Raw genomic sequence first — 19,695 nt, forward strand, 5'->3', positions numbered from 1 at the left:
TCTCGGTGGGACCGGGTGTCACTCGTCCTTGAAACCGATGAGACGCTTCACCGCACTCCGCAGCAGCTGGTCGCCCGCTGTCAGGGGAAGCACTTCCCTGCGATAGCCGAACGACGGGTATCCGTGAGCGCCGAGCCGTTCCTTGAAAACGCTGACGGAGGAATCGGGGGCGGAGTCGCCGAAGTGGTAGAAGCGGCAACCGGCTGCACAGGCATCCTCGATGGCGAGCTTGTGCAGCAGCGTGGTGGCGCGAATCGGATGAGCCAGTTCTTTCACCATGCCACTCCGCCAGTACTTGGCGTGAGGCCCGTGGCGGAGCACCATGATGGCCGCCACGGGCTGGCCTTGGTACGAGGCCAGCCACACGGCGCAGGACTCCGCGAACGTCTCGGCGACGTTCTGGAACTTGCGCAGCGGGTCGATCCGATTCCTGCGCCAGTGAGCGAGCGCCGGCGGCTCGTTCGCCTGCTGCGCCCAACGGGCGACCGAGTGCTGGTAGAGCGTGTAGAAGACCGGCACCAGGCGCCCGGTGCGGTCGACCTCCACGTCGACCCCTGCCTTCTCGCCCTTGCGCACGGCGGTTCTGACCGATCCTTTGAAGTGCCCCCAGACATCGCCGAAGCCGCCGTCGAGGTCCAGGATGTACGTCGTGTGGCGCAAGGTGGTGAAGCGGGACGGCACCGACGACAGCCACACGGGGTCCGGGTTCGGCCCGAACCGCACGGACACGCGATTCGAGGGAAGCCGGGCCAGATCCTCGAAGACGGCGCGCACGTGCCGAGGGTCGGGGGCCTCGGCGGTGACAGGGGCTCCGATGCCCCACTCGGACGGCCAGGCGTCCTGGGCGATCAGGCGGCCGGGCCAGCCGCGTCGGCGGGCCAGCGGCACGACGATCCCGCCGGAATTTCCGAATTCGTAAAAGCGGCTGGCGTCGTCATAGGAATCCGTCGCGCAAATGCAGTCCAGCCAGCCCGGGGTCTGGGTGATCAATGCTTTGTCGCTATTGTCGACCAAGCGCTGCCAATTATCCCGGGGCGCCGGAGTCGTCACGTCGAGAAAATCCCGGCTCGACGAGGTTCGAGAGCCCGAAAAGCGCATGGCGCCAGTTCCTCACGCGTCGCGAACGGTAGGCGTTCTGAACCTTCACCCGTCAAGGGTGCTCTGCCGCTGACCAGGCCGCATCCCGGGGACGTTCGGGGACCGTCCGGCTCGACGGGGCCAAATTGTGGATCATCAGGGCAAAAGGTATTATTGATTCGATGTGGCAATGCGAGTGCCCGAATATCGCCAGTCGATAGAGGTATCCGTGGACCAGTTGGCCGGAACTCAGACCTCCACGCGCATGGTGCGCGTCCATCAGCGATTCCCCTCGGTTCGTTTGATGCGCGACGCTCGTCGCAAACTCGACCACGGGATCGATCTGCTCCGCCTCAAACTCGACGCGCTGCCCGACGGCATCTACCAGCCGGTCCCGGGCATACGCGTGCGCAGGGCCAAACGATCCGTCGGTACCGGGTCGCGATGGGCGGCGATGGAACCGGTTGTCGAGCGGCTCGGAGTCGAGAGCGCGCTGGACGTGGGCGCGAACGTCGGCTACTTCCCGATCCGGCTCGCCCAGCGCGGAGTACCCTCCGTCGCCCTGGAGTCGGATCCGAAATGTGTCCGGACGGCGACGACGGCCGTGCGACGGAACCGGCTGGACAACGTGGCGGTGATGAGCCTCGAGTTCCGCCCCGACACGCTCGCTCTTCTGCCGGCGACCGACTGCACCCTCCTGCTGTCCCTCTGGCACCACCTGGTGCGGGAGTTGGGTTTCGACACCGCCACCGACCTGCTGCGAGGGCTCTGGGCCCGGACCGGCAAGGTGATGTTCTTCGACAGCGGCGAGGACGAGATGCCCGAGTCGTTCGGACTGCCGCGCATGGTGCCGACGCCTGATGTCTGGCTCACGGAGTATCTGCGGAAGAACTGCAGCGGCGGGCGGGTCGAACACCTCGGCCGGCACCGCGCCTTCGACGCCGGCGGCCTCCCCACGGACCGGGCGTTCTTCGCCGTGATCCGGGAAACGCCGCATGAATAGGAGCTGTTGACCCCCTTCGTTCAGGTGGGGCGCGGTCCTTGCCTCCCGCCGCAGGTCCGCCTCGCGCATCCGCCCGGAGTCGATGGCTTATGGTCGAGTTCGCTACGTATGCGAGGGTCACCGGCGTGGAGGACGAGGCGATGAACGAGGGGGAACGGCCGGCGCGCCGCGCCAGCGACCGTGGGCACTACGGCCGGCTGAGCCGCGAACGGGTGCTCGCCACCGCGCTGGAACTGGTGGACCAGGAGGGCCTGTCGGCGCTCAGCATGCGACGGCTGGGATCCGAACTCGGCGTTGAGGCCATGGCGCTCTACCGGTATGCGGCCGGCAAGGACGCACTCCTCGACGGGCTGGTGGAGGCGCTGTACCTCGAGTTGGAGGAGAAGCTGGGGGCCGTGCCGGAGGCCGCGGCCGAGGAGCCGGACTGGCGTGCCCGACTGCACCGGGCCGCACTGGCGACCTACGAGGTGTGCCTCGCCCACCCCCAGGCGGTTCCCCTGCTCGCCACGCGCATGCTGGCGGTCCCGCTGGCGCGACGGCCGGGCGCCGTGCTGCGGGAGCACGAGCGGGTGCTCGCCCTGCTGCGGGCGGCGGGATTCGACCCGACCCGCACGGCTGCCGTCTTCCGCGCCTACTCCGCCTGGCTGCTCGGTTATGTGTCCGTCGAGCTGCAACCCATGGTCGACAACCCGGACGAATCCGATCCCGCCTTCCGGCTCGGTCTGCACCACCTGTCGCCGCGGGAGTTGCCGACGCTCCGGCAGATCGCGCCCTCGCTCGCCGACCGGGGTGGACCGGAGGGCCTGGCGGCAGGCCTCGACGCGCTGCTCGACCGCTTCATCCTCACGGAGTAGGGGTGCTGGCCCGCCCGGTGCTACGGCGAGGTGGGCGGGTGCGGGGAGCGGAGTACGAGGAGGGTGATCTCGCTGGGGGCGAAGACGCGGAACGGTGGGCCCCAGAAGCCGGTGCCGCGGCTGGTGTAGAGGAGGGTGCGGGTGCCGTGGTGGCTGAGGCCGGCGACGGCGGGCTGGTCGATGCGGACCAGGTGGTGGAAGGGCCAGATCTGGCCGCCGTGGGTGTGGCCGGAGAGCTGGAGGTCGATGCCTTCGGCTGCTGCCCGGTCGACGAACTTGGGCTGGTGTGCCAGGAGCAGGACGGGCAGGTCGGGGTCGGCGCCGTTCAGGGCTCCGGCGAGGTGGGCGCGGTGGCCTGCCAGGCCGGAGGACTCGGCGGTGACGTCGTCCACGCCGGCGACCACGAGGGTGTCGCCTCCGTGTTCGAGCAGCAGATGGCGGTTGCGCAGCGGTTCCCAGCCCAGCTCGTCCATCAGGTCGACCCAGCCCTGGGCCTCGCTGTAGTACTCGTGGTTGCCGGTGACGTAGACACGGGCGCGGGTGGCCCGCACGGTTGCGAGTGGGGCGGCCTGGGCGCGGCGGCGTTCGGCCGTGCCGTCCGCGATGTCGCCGGTGTGGCAGACCAGGTCGGCTTCCAGCGTGTTCACCGTCTCGCACACCCGTGCCGACCAGCGGGCGCGATCGAGCGGTCCGTAGTGGGTGTCGGTGATCAGGGCGACACGGAGGCCGTCCAACCCGGCACCCAGCCGCGGGAGTTGTACGTCGAGCCGGCGCACGCGTGGCACGCGGCGGGCCTCGGCGTACCCCCAGGCGAGCAGTACGGCGGTTACGCCGAGGACGGCCCACGTGACGATTCGGGCCCGGTCCTGGCTCTCGCCGACGCCGGTCAGTGTCAGGGCGAGCCGCAAGAGGACGCCGAGCAGAACGGACCAGGTGAACAGGACCCAGCCGGCGCCCAGCAGGGTGTCACCGACGATCGCCGCCCAGTCCTGCTGACGCCGGCCGTGGCCGCGCATCATCGCGAGCGGCATCCCGACGAGGCCGAGGGTGAACAGGGCGGTGCCGACCAGAGCGACGGGCAGCGACCAGTGCTGGCCGGTGTACAGGAGCACCCAGCAGGGCACGGTCCAGAGCAGGACGGGGGCGATCAGGGGGATGTAGCGCATCAGGCGGTGCAGTCGGCTCGGCCGCGGCGCTTGCGCTTCACTGTCGGCGGGTCGGGTGTTGCTGATGTCGGTCACGCTTCCCCTCCTTGACCAGGCTGCCGTCCCGCGCACTGTATCCGGTCGCCCTCGGGCCGCTCGGACGGGCGTTCACCGGATGGACGGGACCTGGCCCGACGGACCGAATCCGCTGCTCGCGAGTTCAACAGTGTCTGCGGCGGGCAGAGTTGACGCGGCCCTGACCCGTGGGAAGGGGATGGACCTTGGTTCGGTGGATGGCGGCAACAGCCTGAACCGCGGGGGCGAGGGCGGGAGTAAGACCGCGTTGAGGCCGCAGGTAAACGGAAGATCCGCCTGCGAGGTGCTCTGTGGTGGGTGGCGGACGACGCCGAGGCGGCCGGGAACGTCCTGAGCGTGGGCGTGGATCTGTGGCCCTGCTACAGCGCACGGGAGAAATGCCCGTACAGGGACGGTCCAGGTCAGAGGTGATCACAGCCGGGCAGGGCGTCCCGCGACGTCACGCGTAGGCGTCCTCGACAGCGACGCGGCGCACTGTCCGCAGCGTCGACCGGAGACTGTCCAGATCGGTCGAGCCCAGAGCGAGGCGGATCGCCTGGGGCGTGTGCATCGAGGTGGTGAACGGCTCGGCCGTGGCCACCGAGATGTGCCGACGCGCGAGGGCGGCGGTCAGGCGGTCGGCGCGTGCGTCGTCGGGCAGCGGCAGCCAGGTGAAGTAGGACGAGGGGTGGCTGACCAGTGGTAGGCCCGCCAACTCCTGTCCGGCGATTGCCTGGCGGGCCTCGGCGTCGTCTCGTTTCTGCGCTTCCAGGCGGTCCACCGTGCCGTCGTCGAGCCAGCGGCAGGCGATGGCGGTGGTGAGGGCGGGGGTGTTCCAGGTGGTCGCCCGGATCGCGCGTTCGAGCGAGGGCACCGCGGACGGCGGGGCGGCGACGAAACCGACCCGGAGGCCGGTGGCGACGCTCTTGGACAGGCCCGAGACGTAGACGGTGATGTCCGGCGAGGTCGCTGCCAGAGGCGGTGGCGGGTCCTCGACCAGGTAGGCGTAGGAGGCGTCTTCGATGATGAGCGCACCGTGCTGTCGGGCGATCTTGACCAGGCGGGTTCGGTCGGTTGCCGGCATGACCCAGCCCAGCGGGTTGTGCAGGGTGGGCATGGTGTAGATCGCGCGCACCGGGCGGGTCGCGCACAGCTTCTCCAGGACGTCGAGATCCGGCCCGTCGGGGGTTGCGGGGATGGGCGCCAGGTCGAGATGAAAGGCATGTGCGAGCACCTTGAAGCCCGGGTAGGTGAGTGCGTCGACCGCGACGACGTCGCCGGCGTTGAGCGTGGCCATGACGGTGACGGCCAGGCCGTGCTGCGCACCGTTGGTGATGAGGATCCGATCCGCGTCCGTGGTGATGCCTCGACGCCTCAGGTGCCGTGCGATCGAGGCTCTGTCCTGGGGACGCCCTCGATGTGGTTGGTAGTGCAGCAGCGTCTCGAGATCCCCGGAGGTGGCCACCTCTCGCAGGGCCTGCCGGAGGAGATCGGCCTGCCCGGGCAGCGACGGGTAGTTGAAGTTGAGGTCGACCGCGTCCGTGGCGACGACCTGCTGATCGATGCCGTGACCGGCGGGAACCGCGATGTCGCGCACGAACGTGCCGCGGCCCTGTTCCCGGCTGACCAGGCCCATTGTCTCCAGCTCGGCGTACACCCGGGTCGCGGTCACCACGGCGATGCCCTCACGGGCGGCGAGCCCACGGTGCGTCGGCAGCCGCACTCCCGCGGCGAGCCGCCCGGTCCGGATGTCGGATGCGAGTGCGTCGACCAGCGCTTTGTACCGAGAGGCTGCCATGTACGGAATTGTATGCATGACAATTCTTTGACTGTCCTGTTCACGGGTCCTTACCGTCAAGACCCACCCACCGACCCGGAAGGACAGTCGCCGTGCCGCACATCGCCATCCTCACCTTCGAGGGCTACAACGAACTCGACTCCCTGATCGCGCTCGGTGTGCTCAACCGCGTCAAGACCGAAGACTGGCGCGTCACCATCGCCACCCCCAGCCCCAAGGTGACATCGATGAACGGGGTGGTCATCGAGCAGATGTCCACTCTTGAGGAGGCCTGCGCCGCTGACGCCGTCATCGTCGGGAGCGGTATCGCCACCCGCGAGGTCGTCGAAGACCCGGCGGTCATGAACATCCTGCGCCGCCTGGACCCCTCGCGCCAGCTCATCGCGGCCCAGTGCTCCGGCGCGCTCGTGCTGGCCAAGCTCGGCCTGCTGGGCGACATCCCCGCCTGCACCGACCTGATCACCAAACCCTGGGTCGTCGCCGCCGGTGTCGAGGTGCTCAACCAGCCCTTCTACGCCAAGGACAACATCGCCACCGCCGGCGGCTGCCTGGCCTCGCACTACCTCGCCGCCTGGATCATCGCCCGACTCAAGGGCGACGCCGCCGCCGAAAGCGCGCTGCACTACGTCGCCCCGGTCGGCGAGAAGGAGGAGTACATCGAGCGCGCCTGGCGCAACATCACCCCCTACCTGCCCGCACCGGCACTCGTCTGAACTGTCTTCAGCGTGACCACGCCGGGCCGCGGAACAACTGACTCGGTCTCGGCCTCTCCTGTCAGGACGGAGAGGAGGAAGGAGGCGCAGTGTCCGGCATGGTGTTCCCATTCCGGGCCCCGGCCTCCGTCGAGGTTCCTGGTGACCGCATCAGTCCTCGCCCCGGAGCGGGCGCCTGACAGGTGAAGCACCTGTCAGGCGCCCTTCCTCTGTGCCTAGAAGAAGCCCAGCCTCTTCGGCGAGTAGCTCACCAGCAGATTCTTCGTCTGCTGGCCGGTACAGGTGGCACGCGTCGCTGACCTGCGTAAAACGTGGCCACGTGTGGGCTCGTTGGAGCCTTCGGCCCGGGAATGGTCCGGATCTTGTCCTCGGCTAGACGAGCCTGGTCATCTGCCGACGGCGCACTCCCTCGGCTCGTGGACAGTTCCGAGCGGATGTGCTGGCCCGCCCGGTGCTACGGCGAGGTGGGCGGGTGGGGGGAGCGGAGTACGAGGAGGGTGATCTCGCTGGGGGCGAAGATGCGGAACGGTGGGCCCCAGAAGCCGGTGCCGCGGCTGGTGTAGAGGAGGGTGCGGGTGCCGTGGTGGCTGAGGCCGGCGACGGCGGGCTGGTCGATGCGGACCAGGTGGTGGAAGGGCCAGATCTGGCCGCCGTGGGTGTGGCCGGAGAGCTGGAGGTCGATGCCTTCGGCTGCTGCCCGGTCGACGAACTTGGGCTGGTGTGCCAGGAGCAGGACGGGCAGGTCGGGGTCGGCGCCGTTCAGGGCTCCGGCGAGGTGGGCGCGGTGGCCTGCCAGGCCGGAGGACTCGGCGGTGACGTCGTCCACGCCGGCGACCACGAGGGTGTCGCCTCCGCGTTCGAGCAGCAGATGGCGGTTGCGCAGCGGTTCCCAGCCCAGCTCGTCCATCAGGTCGACCCAGCCCTGGGCCTCGCTGTAGTACTCGTGGTTGCCGGTGACGTAGACACGGGCGCGGGTGGCCCGCACGGTTGCGAGTGGGGCGGCCTGGGCGCGGCGGCGTTCGGCCGTGCCGTCCGCGATGTCGCCGGTGTGGCAGACCAGGTCGGCTTCCAGCGTGTTCACCGTCTCGCACACCCGTGCCGACCAGCGGGCGCGATCGAGCGGTCCGTAGTGGGTGTCGGTGATCAGGGCGACACGGAGGCCGTCCAGCCCGGCGGGCGCCGCAGGGGCCAGACCGGGCCAGTCGGGTCCGAAGGGCTCGGTCCCCTCGCCCAGTTCGTCCTCCGCGTTCTCCTCCCAGAACTCCGCGAGCACCTCGTCGGCGTCGTGGTCACCGGGGTAGGACGTCTCCTGCGGTTGCAACTCCCGGTCCGCCGGGCCGCCTTGACTGCCACCGACGTCCACGAGGACCGGCAGCAGCCCGGCCCGGGCGGCCTGTCCGCCCAGAGCGCTCCAGTTTCCGGGCGCGGCGGACTTGCCGGAGTGTCACAGCCGGGGCTTGTCCGACGGGTCGTCCGCCGAGGCCTCGATCAGTCTCCCGGGCGGGAGCCGCAGGCCCAGGGAACGGCCGCTCGGGTCGGTCGCCGGTGTGGGCAGCGGATTGGGAAGAGTCGCCATATCGGTGACTGTAGGGGCAGGCACTGACAGCGGACGCTGGTCCACCTCGCTTTCGAAGCATTCCCTCCCGCCGCCCGTCGCGGGCAGGAAGCAGGCCTGGACTACGGTTCCCGGGCGGGTCGCCGTCATGGGGGTGTGGACGTAGGTGTCCGCCTCGGCACGGTTGTTCACCCGGGCGACGCGGCCCCGCAGTTCGACCCCGTCGCCGATCCGCGTACCCCACATCCGTGCCCAACTGGTCCCGCACACCCTGCTGTACCGCAGTTGCACCGAGGCTCCCGTGGAGGTGAGGTGCTCGGCCAGGGTCTCGGGCGCGGCGCCGCACTTCGTGACCGCCGGATCTCTGCCCTCGCATTCGGTGTCCCGGCAGCTCGGGCCGGTGGCGGACGGGGACGCCGACGCCGACGGCCGTGCCGGATCGCTCCGGTGGGGGACGAGGAGAAGGCTGAGCAGGACCGCCCCGAAAACCAGGGCGGAAACCGCCGCGAGGACCGCTGCGGCCGTCGCCCCCCGTTGGCCGGAGGACGGGGATGCTTCAGGCGTGGGCGCAGGGGTGGGACCAGGAGTCGGGGGCGGGGCGGTGAGCTGTGGTTGTGCCGGCTCCTTCGGCCCGCTGTTCTCCGACCTCGCGATCTCCCACAGCGCCAGACACCGGCCGTTCGGTTCCCCGGCGAGGCGGCACAGCTCCTGTATCGCCGGGCGCGGTGGCAGCGTCCTGCCCTTGAGGTAACGCTCCCAGGACGACTTGCTGAACGTGGTCTTCGCCGCGAGCCCCGCCAGACTCAGGCCGGTGCGGTCCTTCAATTCCCTGAGTCCGGCGGCCAGTCTGGCACTCTCCGGTGACGGCTCGGGCCTGGTCATCCGCGCAGGGCCTGCCAGGTGCGCGGTCCGACCATGCCGTCCACGTCCAGACCGGCGCGCTTCTGCATGGCCTTGACCGCTCGCTGTGTCAGCGGACCGAACATCCCGTCGATGCCGCCCGGTGAGATGCCCGCCCGGCGCAGCAGGCACTGCGCCTCGGCCACGTCGGAACCGGCGCCGCCGTAGGCGAGTTCGGCGTCCCGGGTGCGGCTGATGCCCGCGTACCAGAGACCGTCGATCTGCTGGATCCTGCACGTGTACACGAGCGGTGCGGACGTCGAGGCGGCGGCCGGGACGGGGGAAGTCACCGTCGGTCCGTTCTCGTGGGCGTTGAGACGCAGGACGAGCAGGACGGTCGAGGTGACGGCCAGTACCAGGGCGACCGCTCCCGCCACGAGCGCGATGCGCAGCGAACGACCGAGGGAAGGCTTGGGTCCGGCTCTTGTCGCCAAGGTGTCCGACACCACCGGAAACCCGGGTTGCGCCGGCTCCTCCGGCGAAGGCGAAGGCGAAGGCGAAGGCGCTGGAGTCGGCGTGGGTGCACGGCCGCCGTTCCAGGTGTCGGCGGCGACCTCGTGCAGCGCGAGCAGCCGGACCGGATCGACGCCGCCGATCCGGGCGAGCGCCTCCACGGCTTCCCGGGGCGGGAGCGACCTGCCGCCCAGATACCGCTCCCACGACTTCTGGCTGTACCCCGTCTTCGCCGCCAGTTGGAGCATGTTCAGCTCGCTGTGATCCTTCAGCCGGCGTAGCTGCGTCACCAACTGCCTCACACGCGGGTCCAGTTCGGCGGGCAGCGCTTTGCGGCGCGGCATGTTCCCCCCAGATGCGGTCATGACCATGATCAGCGGTCCCCCGCTTCGTCGCATTCTGCATGAGCAGTACGACGTCTGCCACAGCCGTCCCGCCGAACCGTCCCCGTGGACGGCGTTCGCGCAGGTCAGCGGGTGATGTGTCCCAGGTGACCGTCACTTGGGCAGAGGCTGTGGCGGCCGTCGCCGACCGCCCCGCACTATCGAGTCGTCACCTGCTCCTCCGTCGGGCCAGGTGCTCACCCACGATCCGAAAGAGGAACACATGCGATCGCACGTCCTGGCCAGGACCATCGTCAGCCTCACCGCCGTCGCCGGCATCGCGGCCGGGAGCCTGGCGGCCGCGGGCACCAGCTACGCGGCGTCCGCGCCGGCCGCCCAGTCGGCGGTGACCTCTCAGTCCGCTGCCGCCACGACGACCAACCTCGGCCTGTCCACCGCGGAGGCCAAGAAGGTCCAGACCTGGCTGAAGCAGTACTGGGGCTACACCGAGGACATCGACGGAAAGCTCGGCACCAACAGCTGGAAGGCGTTCCAGCGCGAACTCAAGCAGTACTGGGGCTACACCGGCGACATCGACGGCATCGTCGGCACCAACACGATCAAGGCGCTTCAGCGCCAACTGGCGAACAACTGGGGCTACACCGGCGACATCGACGGCATCGCCGGATCCGGGACCCAGGACGCGTTCGCGCGGTTCGCCAACGGCGGCTGACTGAGCGGCTGCGGCCCGTCCTCCCTTCCGGGCGGACGGGCCGCAGCCTGTCGTCTCAGAGACGCTCGGGCGTCCGGATGCCCAGGAGTGCCATGCCCTGGTGGAGTGTGCGGGCCGTGAGGTCGACCAGGAGCAGGCGGTTCTCGACGGCCTCCGGCGTGTTGTCGGGGGACAGCACGTGGCACTGGTCGTAGAACGTCGTCAGGTGCGAGGCCGGTTGGTACAGGTACGACGCCGGCTTGTGCGGCTCGTACACCGCGGCGACCTCGTGCACCGTGGGCCCTGACCCCGGAGTTTGGACACCGGAGAGACTTGGATCTTGATGGTCCAGGAGAACGGAGTCCCTGTGGGGATGAAGCACACTACCCCGCCGAGTTCAAAGCGGATGCGGTCGCGTTGTACCGGTCTCGTCCTGGAGCGACGGTCAAGTCGGTCGCCGCTGATCTCGGAGTGAACACCGAGACGCTGCGGAACTGGATCCGGGCCGCCGACGGACGCAGGTCCGGCGCTCACTCCACACCTGCGGTGGCGCCGCGGCCTGGTGATGACACGGTTCAGAGTGAATCGCTGCTGACGTGTCGAAACGAAATCAGATGACATTAAAACCGGGGTGTTCTTTCGACTCCGGTTCGGATACCGGCCCGGACGGTCCGCCTTGGATGCGGTGGGGAAACGGCTCGCGGCCAAATGGAAGGCACTTGTGAAGCTGCAGGAAATCGCCCGGCGATATCCTCGCATGTTCGCGCACTGGCGCCTTGCCCCAACAGTGAGCGCAGTACTGGTTTGATGATCGGGACGACAAGAGCCATGTAACGGGAGGCTGTTGAGCAAGGTTCTGTGAGGGCCGAGGGGTGAGATCCCCCTCGGCTACTCGGCGACGCGCTGGTGAACTGCTGCCAGTTCGTTGAGGACCACTAGCACTGGTTCGGCATCAAGCGGCTCTGCGACATCCTGGGCATCGCCCGCTCGAGCTTCTACCCTGACCCGAGCCGCATAGACGTGTTCAAATCCGGGGTCAAGGCCCGCCGCCGATTTTCCTGTTTCCAAGACAGCGAAATTCGGCCATTTATGTCGCACGGCATTGTGCGTAGGGGGGCGGGCTGTCACCGTCGTGCGCGGAATGGAAATTCGATCATGATATTCGACTGCCTCGACTCCGTTGTCGAGCGCGGTAGACGGCGGCTCGCAAATGCGCCACTACGGAACGAAACGCCGACTTCGCCATGATTTACCGACCCCGGCCCGAAGGGGGCGTCTGCTGGCGTGTGAAATCTTCCATGACCGGCAAATCCGGCGCCACCGACAATCCGTAGATCCATTGAAGAGGATATTTCGTACCCATGAGAAACACAGTGGTTTCACCTGTCGGTACATTCCATGTCCGGAATCGCCACAGGATCGGGGTTTTCCTCGCTACTGCGGCGGTCCTTTCGACGGCCACTCTGCTCGGTGCCGGTCCGGCGGTGGCCGCGCCGGCGGCGATCAAGCTGACCTCCGCCTCCTGTCCCACCGAGATTCTGCAGGGTCAGTCGAGCGGCTGCGTCACCGAGCTGCAGAACCTGCTCAACGCCCACGGCGCCGGGCTGACGGTGGACGGCAGCTTCGGTGCCGCCACCCTGTACGCGGTCCGCGTGTACCAGTCCTCCGTCGCCATCGCCGTGGACGGGCGGGTGGGCCCCGGCACCAAGGTCAAGCTCTACGCCACCGGCGGCTCGGCGCCCGCGCCGATCAACCTGCTGTCCTCCTCGTGCCCGGCGAACGTCGTCCAGGGCAACAAGAGCGGCTGCGTCACCGAACTGCAGCGGCTGCTCCGCCACTTCGGCTACAGCGTCGACGCGGACGGTGAGTTCGGGGCGGGCACCCTGGCGGCGGTGAAGTCCTTCCAGTCCGGGCACGGCCTGACGGCCGACGGCCAGGTCGGGCCGAGCACCAAGGCCGAGCTCTACAACACCGACGAGTCCGGGTCGACGGCTCTGGACCTGCGCTCGGCGGCCTGCCCGGCGACCATCACGGAGGAGCAGAGCGGCGGTTGCGTCCTGACCCTGCAGGCCCTGCTCAACGGTCAGGGGCAGCACGTGGCCGTCGACGGCCAGTTCGGCGCCGAGACCTTCGTGGCCGTGCAGGCGTTCCAGACCGCGCACGGCCTGGAGCCGGACGGCGACGTCGGCCCGAACACCAAGGCCGCCCTGTACGCCAACATCAGCGGTGGCGGCGGCAACGGCGCCCCGTCGCCGATCAACCTGACCTCGGCGTCCTGCCCGAACGAGATCGTCAAGGGTCAGAAGAGCGGCTGTGTCACCGAGCTGCAGAGCCTGCTCAACCACCATGGCGCCGACCTCGCCGTGGACGGCGAGTTCGGGGCGATGACCGACTCTGCGGTGCGGGACTTCCAGTCCGAGAAAGGCCTCACGGTCGACGGCAGGGTCGGGCCGGGCACCAAGTCGGCCCTGTACGGGGTGGTCACCCCGCCGGCCACGACCCCGCCCGGCGGCGGCTACAGCAAGATGCTCGACGTGGCCGCGGCCGAGGTCGGCACGCTCCAGGGCAGCGCCCGGGCGAACAGCTACGGCTCCGCCGTGGGCATGTCCAAGTCCACCAACGACTATGCCTGGTGCGCGACCTTCGTGAGCTGGGTGGCCAAGCAGACGGGGGCCACCACCTTCAACGACACCTACGTCTCGGGCTGGGTCAACAAGGCACGGGCTGGCCAGCGGCACCTCTCGGTGACGACCGACCCGCAGCCCGGCGACATCGTGGCCTATGACTGGAACGGCGGCAACGACTACACCGGCGGGCATGAGCACATCGGCATCGTGCGCACGGTGAGCGGCGGCTCCAGCTTCACCGCCGTCGAGGGCAACACCAGCGATCCCAACGGCAACGGGCCGGACGGTGTCTACATCAAGAACCGCACCACGGCTTCGACCTACGACGTGGTCTTCATCCGCGTCCGCTGACCGGGTACCGGACCGAGACGCCGTTTCCTCCGGGCACGTGATCCCGTGGCACCGGCAGACAGTCGCCCCGTCGACACGACGCCGGCCCGTGATCCGTCCGGCACGACCGGACGGATCACGGTAGGGCCTGTTCCAGGTTCAGATCATCGGTTTCTGGATTTGCCGATGTGCGGCAGCCTGGGCCTGGTGGTTGTCGAGGATGGCGCGTGGTGATCTCTCGGATGCCGAGTGGGAGTTGGTCGAGCCGTTCTTGCCGGTGGGTGAGCGTGGCCCGATCCCTGACCTGCGGCGGCAGTTCAACGGTGCGATGGGGCGGTTCAGGGCCGGGAGCCCCTGGCGTGACGTGCCGGAGGAGTACGGCTCCTGGTCGACCGTCTACGGCGCGTTCCAGCGCTGGGCGGTGGCCGGGACCTTCCGGATGCTGATGGACGGGGTGATCGCCGAGGCCGCGGCCCGCGGGCAGGCGGATCTCGACCTGGTCAGCGTGGATTCCATGGTTTCGCGCGCTCATCATCACGCGGCCGGGATGGTGGTCGACCCCGAACTCCTCGAGGACCTGGAGAAGGCCGTCGCCGAGGAAAAGGGGCTCCTCGAAAGGGGCAAAGCGCCCCGATAGCCCCGCTTGGAGAGGAGGACGACCAGGCAGCGCGCGAGGAACGCCGCCGAACACGCCGACGTCACAAAGCCCGGCTCCGCGCGGCCGAGCTGGGTCGCTCGCGCGGTGGTCTGACCACCAAGACCCACCTCGCGGCCGACCGCCGGTGCCGGCCGCTGTCGTTCGTCGTCACCCCGGGGCAGGCCGCCGACAGCCCCCGCTTCATCCCGGTGCTGGAGGGCGTCAGGGTTCGCGGACCGGTCGGCCGCCCGCGCACCCGGCCCGGCGCGGTCGCCGCCGACAAGACACCCCATGCAGCTATCGGGTCAAGCAGCAGCTGCTGGCGGTGTCCGTGAGATGACGGTGAAGGCGATCGTTTCGTCGAACTTCTGGCGGGTCGTCAAGCAGTGATGCAGTTGGCCGAGCATGCGGTTGAACAGGCGTCGGAGGGCTGCGTGGTAGCGATCACCGGTGTCTCTTCGGCGGTTGTAGTGGGCATGGGCCCCGGGTGAGGCGGTGAGGGCGGCGAACGCCCAGTGCCGTCCGGTCGCTGCCAGGCGGCTGTTCTTGATCCGCCGATGGCTGACGCGTCTGCTTTTGCCGGATTCACGGGTCACCGGAGCGCTTCCGGCATAAGCCTTGAGGTCCCGGCCCGTCGCGAACCTGGTGCGGTCGTCACCTATCTCAGCGAGCATCCGGGCGCCAGTGAGCACGGAAAGGCCGGGGAAACTTGTGATGATCTCCGCGTCGGGATGCTGAAGAAAGAGTTCCTCGGTGTCACGAGCGAGGTCCTCGCAGGCCCGGCATGCCGCGTCGAGCTGGGCGAGCAGTGCGAGTGTCTGACGCCCCATCGCCGTTTCCACCAGAGCCGGTTGGCGAAGCCGTGTCTCGCGGAGCACTCCGAGGAGTCGGTCGGTCTCGGTATCGATCCGACGCTGGCGGCCGGCCCTTGTGACGGCGGCTCTCAGTCGGCTGCGGGTGAGGCGGGCAGCCTCCGCCGGAGTCGGCGCAACCGCCAGGATCGCGCGGGCCTCTCGGGCAAGCAGACGCTCGCGTTTGTCCGCAAACGCCTCAAGGATCGCCGGGTAGTACTCACGGAGATGAGATCGGAGCCGATTGTGGGCTCGCGTGCGGTCCCAGACCGCGTCCTGCTGAGCTCGAGCCAGAACGGCAATCGCCCTGGCCAGATCGGAGTCGTTCGGCAGCGCCCGATGCTGCTCGGCGTCGGTCCGCAGGATGTTCGCCAGGACCAGGGCGTCGTGGTGGTCGGACTTTTGCGGGAGACGACATGGCGGTCGCGATAGCGGGCCACAGCCATCGGATTGATGGCGTAGACCCGGCGGCCGGAAGCCCGCAGGCAGGCCACCAGGAGTCCGCGGGAGGTCTCGATCGCGATCGGGATCGGATCGTCCGGGCTGTCGCCGTGCTCGGCGAGCAACTGCAGCAGGTCCTGGAAGCCGGCCGTGTCGTCACTGATCCTGAGCTTGCCGAGCAGTCGGGCGTCGGAGTCGACCACCGCCACGTCGTGGTGGTCCTCCGCCCAGTCGATTCCGCAGGTCACGTGCAACGTGCGCTCCTCTCGAGCCTTCGCTGTCCCTCGGCTTCGAGCCGAGACGGGACCACCCGGCCACCTAATAGAAGCGCTCGCCGGCGCACCACCCCATCAGCCGTCCGTGGCCCCAGCTGAGCCCAGGGGCCTCGCTCTTGTGGAGAGCTCCACGGCTCCGGCTGATCGGGAGGTGGCCCTGGGAACGGCTCGAACCACGGCACGGTACGCCGACCGAATTCGAATCGGCAGAGGCTGGGTCTGCGTCCCTCTTGTCGAAGCGCTCCAGGCGCTGCATACAGACCAGACGTCGCACCCAGCCCCTGCCAGGACTGGCTCAACGGCCAACCCACAGCGCCTATTAGGCGTACTCCTCCCGCGCGAACCGCGCCTACCTGCGGCGACGCCGCATCCGCAGTGTCATCCCGGAGAAGGTCGACCAGGCAGCCAACCGCAAGAAGAAAGGCTCGCGCGGTGGCCGCCCGGTCGGGCATGATCCCGACCTGCACAAGGACCGCAACACCGTCGAACATAGAGGACTCGATGCGACGGTGGGAGGGGCCCGATGTCCCACCGCAGGACGTGTGAACCGCGCCTTGGCCCGGAAATGCCCCGGAACAGCTGGTCAGGGGGATAGAAGTGGGAGATATCGGGAGGAACCTTGTATCTTGCTCCACGGCCCGGACGTGGGCCAGGAAGGGCACCTGACAGGTGAAGTACCTGTTCAGGCGCCCTTCTTCTGTCTCTAGAAGAACCCCAGCTTCTTCGGTGAGTAGCTCACCAGCAGGTTCTTCGTCTGCTGGTAGTGCTCCAGCATCATCTTGTGGTTCTCGCGGCCGATGCCGGACTGCTTGTAGCCACCGAATGCGGCATGTGCCGGGTACGCGTGGTAGCAGTTCGTCCAGACGCGGCCGGCCTGGATGGAACGGCCCGCCCGGTAGGCGGTGTTGATGTCCCGCGTCCACACGCCGGCGCCGAGCCCGTACAGCGTGTCGTTCGCGATCTTGATGGCGTCGTCGAAGTCGTCGAACGACGTCACCGAGACGACCGGGCCGAAGATCTCCTCCTGGAAGATCCGCATCCGGTTGTCGCCCTCGAAGATGGTCGGCTGGACGTAGTAACCGCCCTTCAACTCACCGTCGTGCTCGATGCGTTCACCGCCGGTGAGCACCTTGGCGCCTTCCTGCCGGCCGATGTCCAGGTAGGAGAGGATCTTCTCCAGCTGGTCGTTGGACGCCTGGGCGCCGATCATCGTGTCCGTGTCGAGCGGGTTACCGGGCTTGATGAGCTCGGTGCGGGCGACTGCCGCCTCCATGAATTCGCGGTAGTGGCCGCGCTGGACGAGGGCGCGCGAGGGGCAGGTGCACACCTCGCCCTGGTTGAGCGCGAACATCGTGAAGCCTTCGAGCGCCTTGTCGCGGAAGTCGTCGTCCTGCGCCCACACGTCGTCGAAGAAGATGTTCGGTGACTTGCCGCCCAGCTCCAGCGTGACCGGCTTGATGTTCTCCGAGGCGTACTGCATGATCAGCCGCCCCGTGGTGGTCTCACCCGTGAACGCGACCTTCGCCACCCGCGGGCTGGACGCCAGGGGCTTGCCCGCCTCCACGCCGAAGCCGTTGACGATGTTCACCACACCCGGCGGGATCAGGTCCGCGATCAGGTTCATCCAGTAGTGGATGGACGCCGGTGTCTGCTCGGCCGGTTTGATGACGACCGCGTTGCCCGCCGCCAGCGCCGGAGCGAGCTTCCACACCGCCATCAGGATGGGGAAGTTCCACGGGATGATCTGCGCGACCACGCCGAGCGGCTCGTGGAAGTGATACGCGACGGTGTCGTCGTCGACCTCGCCGAGCGAGCCCTCCTGAGCGCGGATCGCCCCCGCGAAGTAGCGGAAGTGGTCGATGGCGAGCGGGATGTCGGCCGCCAGGGTCTCGCGGACCGGCTTGCCGTTCTCCCAGCTCTCGGCGACCGCCAACTTCTCCAGATTCGCCTCCATCCGATCGGCGATCTTGAGCAGGATGTCGGCGCGTGCGGTCACGGAGGTGCGCCCCCACGCGGGCGCCGCCGCGTGGGCCGCGTCCAGTGCGCGTTCCACGTCCTCGGCCGTGCCTCGCGCGACCTCGGTGAACGGCTGCCCGTTCAACGGGCTCGGGTTCTCGAAGTACTGACCGCGAGCCGGCGCCACGTATTCTCCGCCGATGAAGTGGTCGTACCGCGCCTGGTAGGAGACGATCGCGCCCTCGGTGCCGGGTGCCGCGTAACGGGTCATGCTGGTTGCCTCCCGGAGAAGCGCTGCCCGCCGTTGGGCAGCTCTCGCCACGAGGCTAGAAACCCGGACGTTGCAAGGACGTTGCGCAGACCAGGGCCGGGACCGGCACCAGGACCAGGACCTGCGACCGAAACCGGACTCGAACCCGGCCTCGGACCTGAACCCGGGACTTGGAACCGGGCCCGGAATTGAGCCGCCCCCGACTCGGACCCGGGACTTGGAACCAGGCCTGGACCTGGAACAGAGCCCGAACTTAAGCCCGGCGCCCCGGCGCCCCGGGCCTGGCTTCGGTACTGGGCCCGATCTCGGACTTGGGCCCAGGCACGCCGCTCCGCCCCGCAAGTGGCCCGTCCCGCTCCGTCAGCGCGGTTGCGTTCGCATCCGGCCGTTGCGTGCGGAGTGTGCCCATCCGGCCGGTGCGGCCTGCTCGGACTCCAGCTCCGCCACCCGCGCGTGTACCGACGCCGCCGGGCGCAGTGCGGACAGCGCCCGCCAGACGTCGAGATCGTCCTCGCCCCAGGGCGCACGGGCCCAGTCGGCCAGCAGGTCGGGATCCCGCCGGGCGATGATCGCCGTGCGCAGCCCGTCGGCGAGGCGTCGCCGCAACCGGGTCACCGCCGGTGCCGTCGAGCCCGGCAGCAGCGGCCCGGCGTACACCGCCGCGGCCGCCGTCACCGAGCCGCTGCCGAGCCGCCGTTCCACCACCGCCACATCGGACTCGACCGGCCGGGTGAGCCGGTAGGGACGTGACCCCAGCAGCCCGGGACCGAGAATTCTGCGCAGCCGCGCCAGCTCGGCCCGCAGAGTCACCGGCGTCACCGACTCGTCCTCATAGAGCGCGCACTGCAACTCGTCGCCCGTCATGCCTTCCGGGTGCCGGGCCAGCAGCACCAGGATCTCGCTGTGCCTACGGCTGAGCCTGATCTTCCGCCCGTCCGACACCAGTTGAGCCTCGTCGCGTCCCAGTGCGGTCAGTTCGAGGGAGTCGGCTAGGGCCTGCGGCGGTGCGAGCAGCGCCAGATGAGCCTCGGCGGCTCGCGCCACCGCCTGTACGAAGCCGAGGCTGTGCGGATGCGCGAGCCCGTCCCCGCCGGTGATGTCCACCGCGCCGAGCACCCGTCCGGTACGTGGATCGTGCACAGGGGCTGCCGCACAGGTCCAGGGTTGCACCCGCCGGAAGAAATGCTCGGCCGCGAACACCTGCACCGGCCGGTCGACGGCGACCGCCGTGCCCGGCGCGTTCGTTCCGACCGCCGACTCCGACCACCGCGCGCCCGGCACGAAGTTCATCCGTCCGGCCTGCCGTCGTGTTCCGGGATGGCCCTCGACCCACAGGAGCCTGCCCTGCGCGTCGCATACGGCCAGCAGGTGCTCCCCGTCCGCCGCGAACGTCCCCATGAGCTCCCGGAACAGCGGCATCACCCGCGCGAGCGGATGCTCCGCCCGGTAGGAACCGAGTTCCCCGTCCATGAGTTCCACCCTTGCGGTGCCCTCCGGAACGACGCCCGCCCGCGCCGAACGCCGCCACGACTCGGCGACCACGGCACGCACCGGCCGCGGCACCGTGCCGGCCTCGGTGAACGACTCGTACGCGCGGCGCATCAGCCGAACCCGTTCGGCGGGATCGGCGCCCGGTTCCAGGGCCACCCAAGGATCGGTCAACTCGGCCTCCCGGAAGGCGATGCGACTGGGTCCCATC

General features: G+C 69.0%; 14 protein-coding genes and 5 pseudogenes. 9 read left to right on the forward strand and 10 right to left on the reverse strand.

Features of this window, described 5'->3' with window-relative positions; genetic code table 11:
- Window positions 1–18 precede the first annotated feature (18 nt).
- Window positions 19–1,098, reverse strand: coding sequence for a GNAT family N-acetyltransferase (locus OG780_RS35420; protein WP_328455083.1), 1,080 nt, complete (start codon window positions 1,096–1,098; stop codon window positions 19–21).
- 283 nt (window positions 1,099–1,381) lie between these two features.
- Between OG780_RS35420 and OG780_RS35425 the strand changes: the two genes are divergently transcribed.
- Window positions 1,382–2,080, forward strand: coding sequence for a hypothetical protein (locus OG780_RS35425; RefSeq protein WP_328455085.1), 699 nt, complete (start codon window positions 1,382–1,384; stop codon window positions 2,078–2,080).
- Window positions 2,081–2,220: 140 nt separating this feature from the next.
- Window positions 2,221–2,934, forward strand: a complete 714-nt coding sequence (locus OG780_RS35430; protein WP_328458612.1) for a TetR/AcrR family transcriptional regulator — start codon at window positions 2,221–2,223, stop codon at window positions 2,932–2,934.
- 20 nt (window positions 2,935–2,954) lie between these two features.
- On the opposite strand, the gene OG780_RS35435 is transcribed toward OG780_RS35430, so the two are convergent.
- On the reverse strand, window positions 2,955–4,175 hold the full coding sequence (locus tag OG780_RS35435) for a metallophosphoesterase (RefSeq protein WP_328455087.1): 1,221 nt from the start codon (window positions 4,173–4,175) through the stop codon (window positions 2,955–2,957).
- A gap of 439 nt (window positions 4,176–4,614) precedes the next feature.
- On the reverse strand, window positions 4,615–5,952 hold the full coding sequence (locus OG780_RS35440) for an aminotransferase-like domain-containing protein (RefSeq protein ID WP_328455089.1): 1,338 nt from the start codon (window positions 5,950–5,952) through the stop codon (window positions 4,615–4,617).
- A 92-nt stretch (window positions 5,953–6,044) separates the two neighbouring features.
- On the opposite strand from OG780_RS35440, the gene OG780_RS35445 reads away from it, so the two are divergent.
- The gene (locus OG780_RS35445) at window positions 6,045–6,665 is read left to right on the forward strand and encodes a DJ-1/PfpI family protein (RefSeq protein ID WP_328455091.1); all 621 of its coding nucleotides are present in this window, start codon (window positions 6,045–6,047) and stop codon (window positions 6,663–6,665) included.
- A gap of 454 nt (window positions 6,666–7,119) precedes the next feature.
- Here OG780_RS35445 and OG780_RS35450 read toward each other — a convergent pair.
- The 3 genes and pseudogenes from OG780_RS35450 to OG780_RS35460 all read right to left on the reverse strand — a co-directional run.
- Window positions 7,120–7,851, reverse strand: a pseudogene (locus OG780_RS35450) (metallophosphoesterase); the annotation flags it as partial.
- A 258-nt stretch (window positions 7,852–8,109) separates the two neighbouring features.
- Window positions 8,110–9,102: a helix-turn-helix domain-containing protein gene (locus OG780_RS35455; protein ID WP_328455093.1), complete on the reverse strand. Its 993-nt coding sequence runs from the start codon at window positions 9,100–9,102 to the stop codon at window positions 8,110–8,112.
- Window positions 9,099–9,938, reverse strand: coding sequence for a peptidoglycan-binding protein (locus OG780_RS35460; RefSeq protein WP_328455095.1), 840 nt, complete (start codon window positions 9,936–9,938; stop codon window positions 9,099–9,101). The genes OG780_RS35455 and OG780_RS35460 overlap by 4 nt, the downstream gene beginning before the upstream one ends.
- Window positions 9,939–10,179: 241 nt before the next feature.
- Between OG780_RS35460 and OG780_RS35465 the strand changes: the two genes are divergently transcribed.
- Window positions 10,180–10,629 (forward strand): peptidoglycan-binding protein, encoded by a 450-nt coding sequence (locus tag OG780_RS35465; protein WP_328455097.1) that lies wholly within the window; start codon window positions 10,180–10,182, stop codon window positions 10,627–10,629.
- Between the two features lie 55 nt (window positions 10,630–10,684).
- Here OG780_RS35465 and OG780_RS35470 read toward each other — a convergent pair.
- Window positions 10,685–10,915: pseudogene (locus OG780_RS35470) on the reverse strand (DALR anticodon-binding domain-containing protein); the annotation flags it as partial.
- A gap of 26 nt (window positions 10,916–10,941) precedes the next feature.
- Between OG780_RS35470 and OG780_RS35475 the strand changes: the two are divergent.
- The 4 genes and pseudogenes from OG780_RS35475 to OG780_RS35490 all read left to right on the forward strand — a co-directional run.
- Entirely contained in the window at window positions 10,942–11,226 is a 285-nt protein-coding gene (locus tag OG780_RS35475; protein ID WP_261708694.1) for a transposase, read from the forward strand.
- Between the two features lie 866 nt (window positions 11,227–12,092).
- Window positions 12,093–13,586, forward strand: coding sequence for a peptidoglycan-binding protein (locus OG780_RS35480; protein WP_328455099.1), 1,494 nt, complete (start codon window positions 12,093–12,095; stop codon window positions 13,584–13,586).
- A 199-nt stretch (window positions 13,587–13,785) separates the two neighbouring features.
- On the forward strand, window positions 13,786–14,202 hold the full coding sequence (locus OG780_RS35485; RefSeq protein WP_328455101.1) for a transposase: 417 nt from the start codon (window positions 13,786–13,788) through the stop codon (window positions 14,200–14,202).
- Between the two features lie 53 nt (window positions 14,203–14,255).
- A pseudogene (locus tag OG780_RS35490) lies at window positions 14,256–14,486 on the forward strand (IS5/IS1182 family transposase); the annotation flags it as partial.
- Between the two features lie 21 nt (window positions 14,487–14,507).
- On the opposite strand, the pseudogene OG780_RS35495 reads toward OG780_RS35490, so the two are convergent.
- Window positions 14,508–15,748 (reverse strand): annotated as a pseudogene (locus OG780_RS35495) (IS110 family transposase).
- Window positions 15,749–16,092: 344 nt separating this feature from the next.
- Here OG780_RS35495 and OG780_RS35500 point away from each other — a divergent pair.
- A pseudogene (locus OG780_RS35500) lies at window positions 16,093–16,257 on the forward strand (IS5/IS1182 family transposase); the annotation flags it as partial.
- A 215-nt stretch (window positions 16,258–16,472) separates the two neighbouring features.
- Here the strand turns inward: OG780_RS35500 and adh are convergent.
- The gene (gene adh / locus OG780_RS35505) at window positions 16,473–17,996 is read right to left on the reverse strand and encodes an aldehyde dehydrogenase (RefSeq protein ID WP_328455103.1); all 1,524 of its coding nucleotides are present in this window, start codon (window positions 17,994–17,996) and stop codon (window positions 16,473–16,475) included.
- Between the two features lie 360 nt (window positions 17,997–18,356).
- Window positions 18,357–19,694 carry a GAF domain-containing protein gene (locus tag OG780_RS35510; protein ID WP_328455105.1) on the reverse strand — a complete coding sequence of 446 codons (1,338 nt, stop codon included), beginning with the start codon at window positions 19,692–19,694 and terminating at the stop codon, window positions 18,357–18,359.
- Window position 19,695 lies beyond the last annotated feature (1 nt).

The organism is Streptomyces sp. NBC_00386 (genome assembly GCF_036063235.1).
Classification (GTDB): Bacteria; Actinomycetota; Actinomycetes; order Streptomycetales; family Streptomycetaceae; genus Streptomyces.

Coding starts and splice junctions, on each gene's coding strand:
- OG780_RS35420 (WP_328455083.1), bottom strand. CDS start 1,098: ATGCGCTTTTCGGGCTCTCGAACCTCGTCGAGCCGGGATTTTCTCGAC.
- OG780_RS35510 (WP_328455105.1), bottom strand. CDS start 19,694: ATGGGACCCAGTCGCATCGCCTTCCGGGAGGCCGAGTTGACCGATCCT.
- OG780_RS35425 (WP_328455085.1), top strand. CDS start 1,382: ATGCGCGACGCTCGTCGCAAACTCGACCACGGGATCGATCTGCTCCGC.
- OG780_RS35455 (WP_328455093.1), bottom strand. CDS start 9,102: ATGACCAGGCCCGAGCCGTCACCGGAGAGTGCCAGACTGGCCGCCGGA.
- OG780_RS35465 (WP_328455097.1), top strand. CDS start 10,180: ATGCGATCGCACGTCCTGGCCAGGACCATCGTCAGCCTCACCGCCGTC.
- adh (WP_328455103.1), bottom strand. CDS start 17,996: ATGACCCGTTACGCGGCACCCGGCACCGAGGGCGCGATCGTCTCCTAC.
- OG780_RS35440 (WP_328455089.1), bottom strand. CDS start 5,952: ATGGCAGCCTCTCGGTACAAAGCGCTGGTCGACGCACTCGCATCCGAC.
- OG780_RS35460 (WP_328455095.1), bottom strand. CDS start 9,938: ATGACCGCATCTGGGGGGAACATGCCGCGCCGCAAAGCGCTGCCCGCC.
- OG780_RS35485 (WP_328455101.1), top strand. CDS start 13,786: ATGGCGCGTGGTGATCTCTCGGATGCCGAGTGGGAGTTGGTCGAGCCG.
- OG780_RS35430 (WP_328458612.1), top strand. CDS start 2,221: ATGAACGAGGGGGAACGGCCGGCGCGCCGCGCCAGCGACCGTGGGCAC.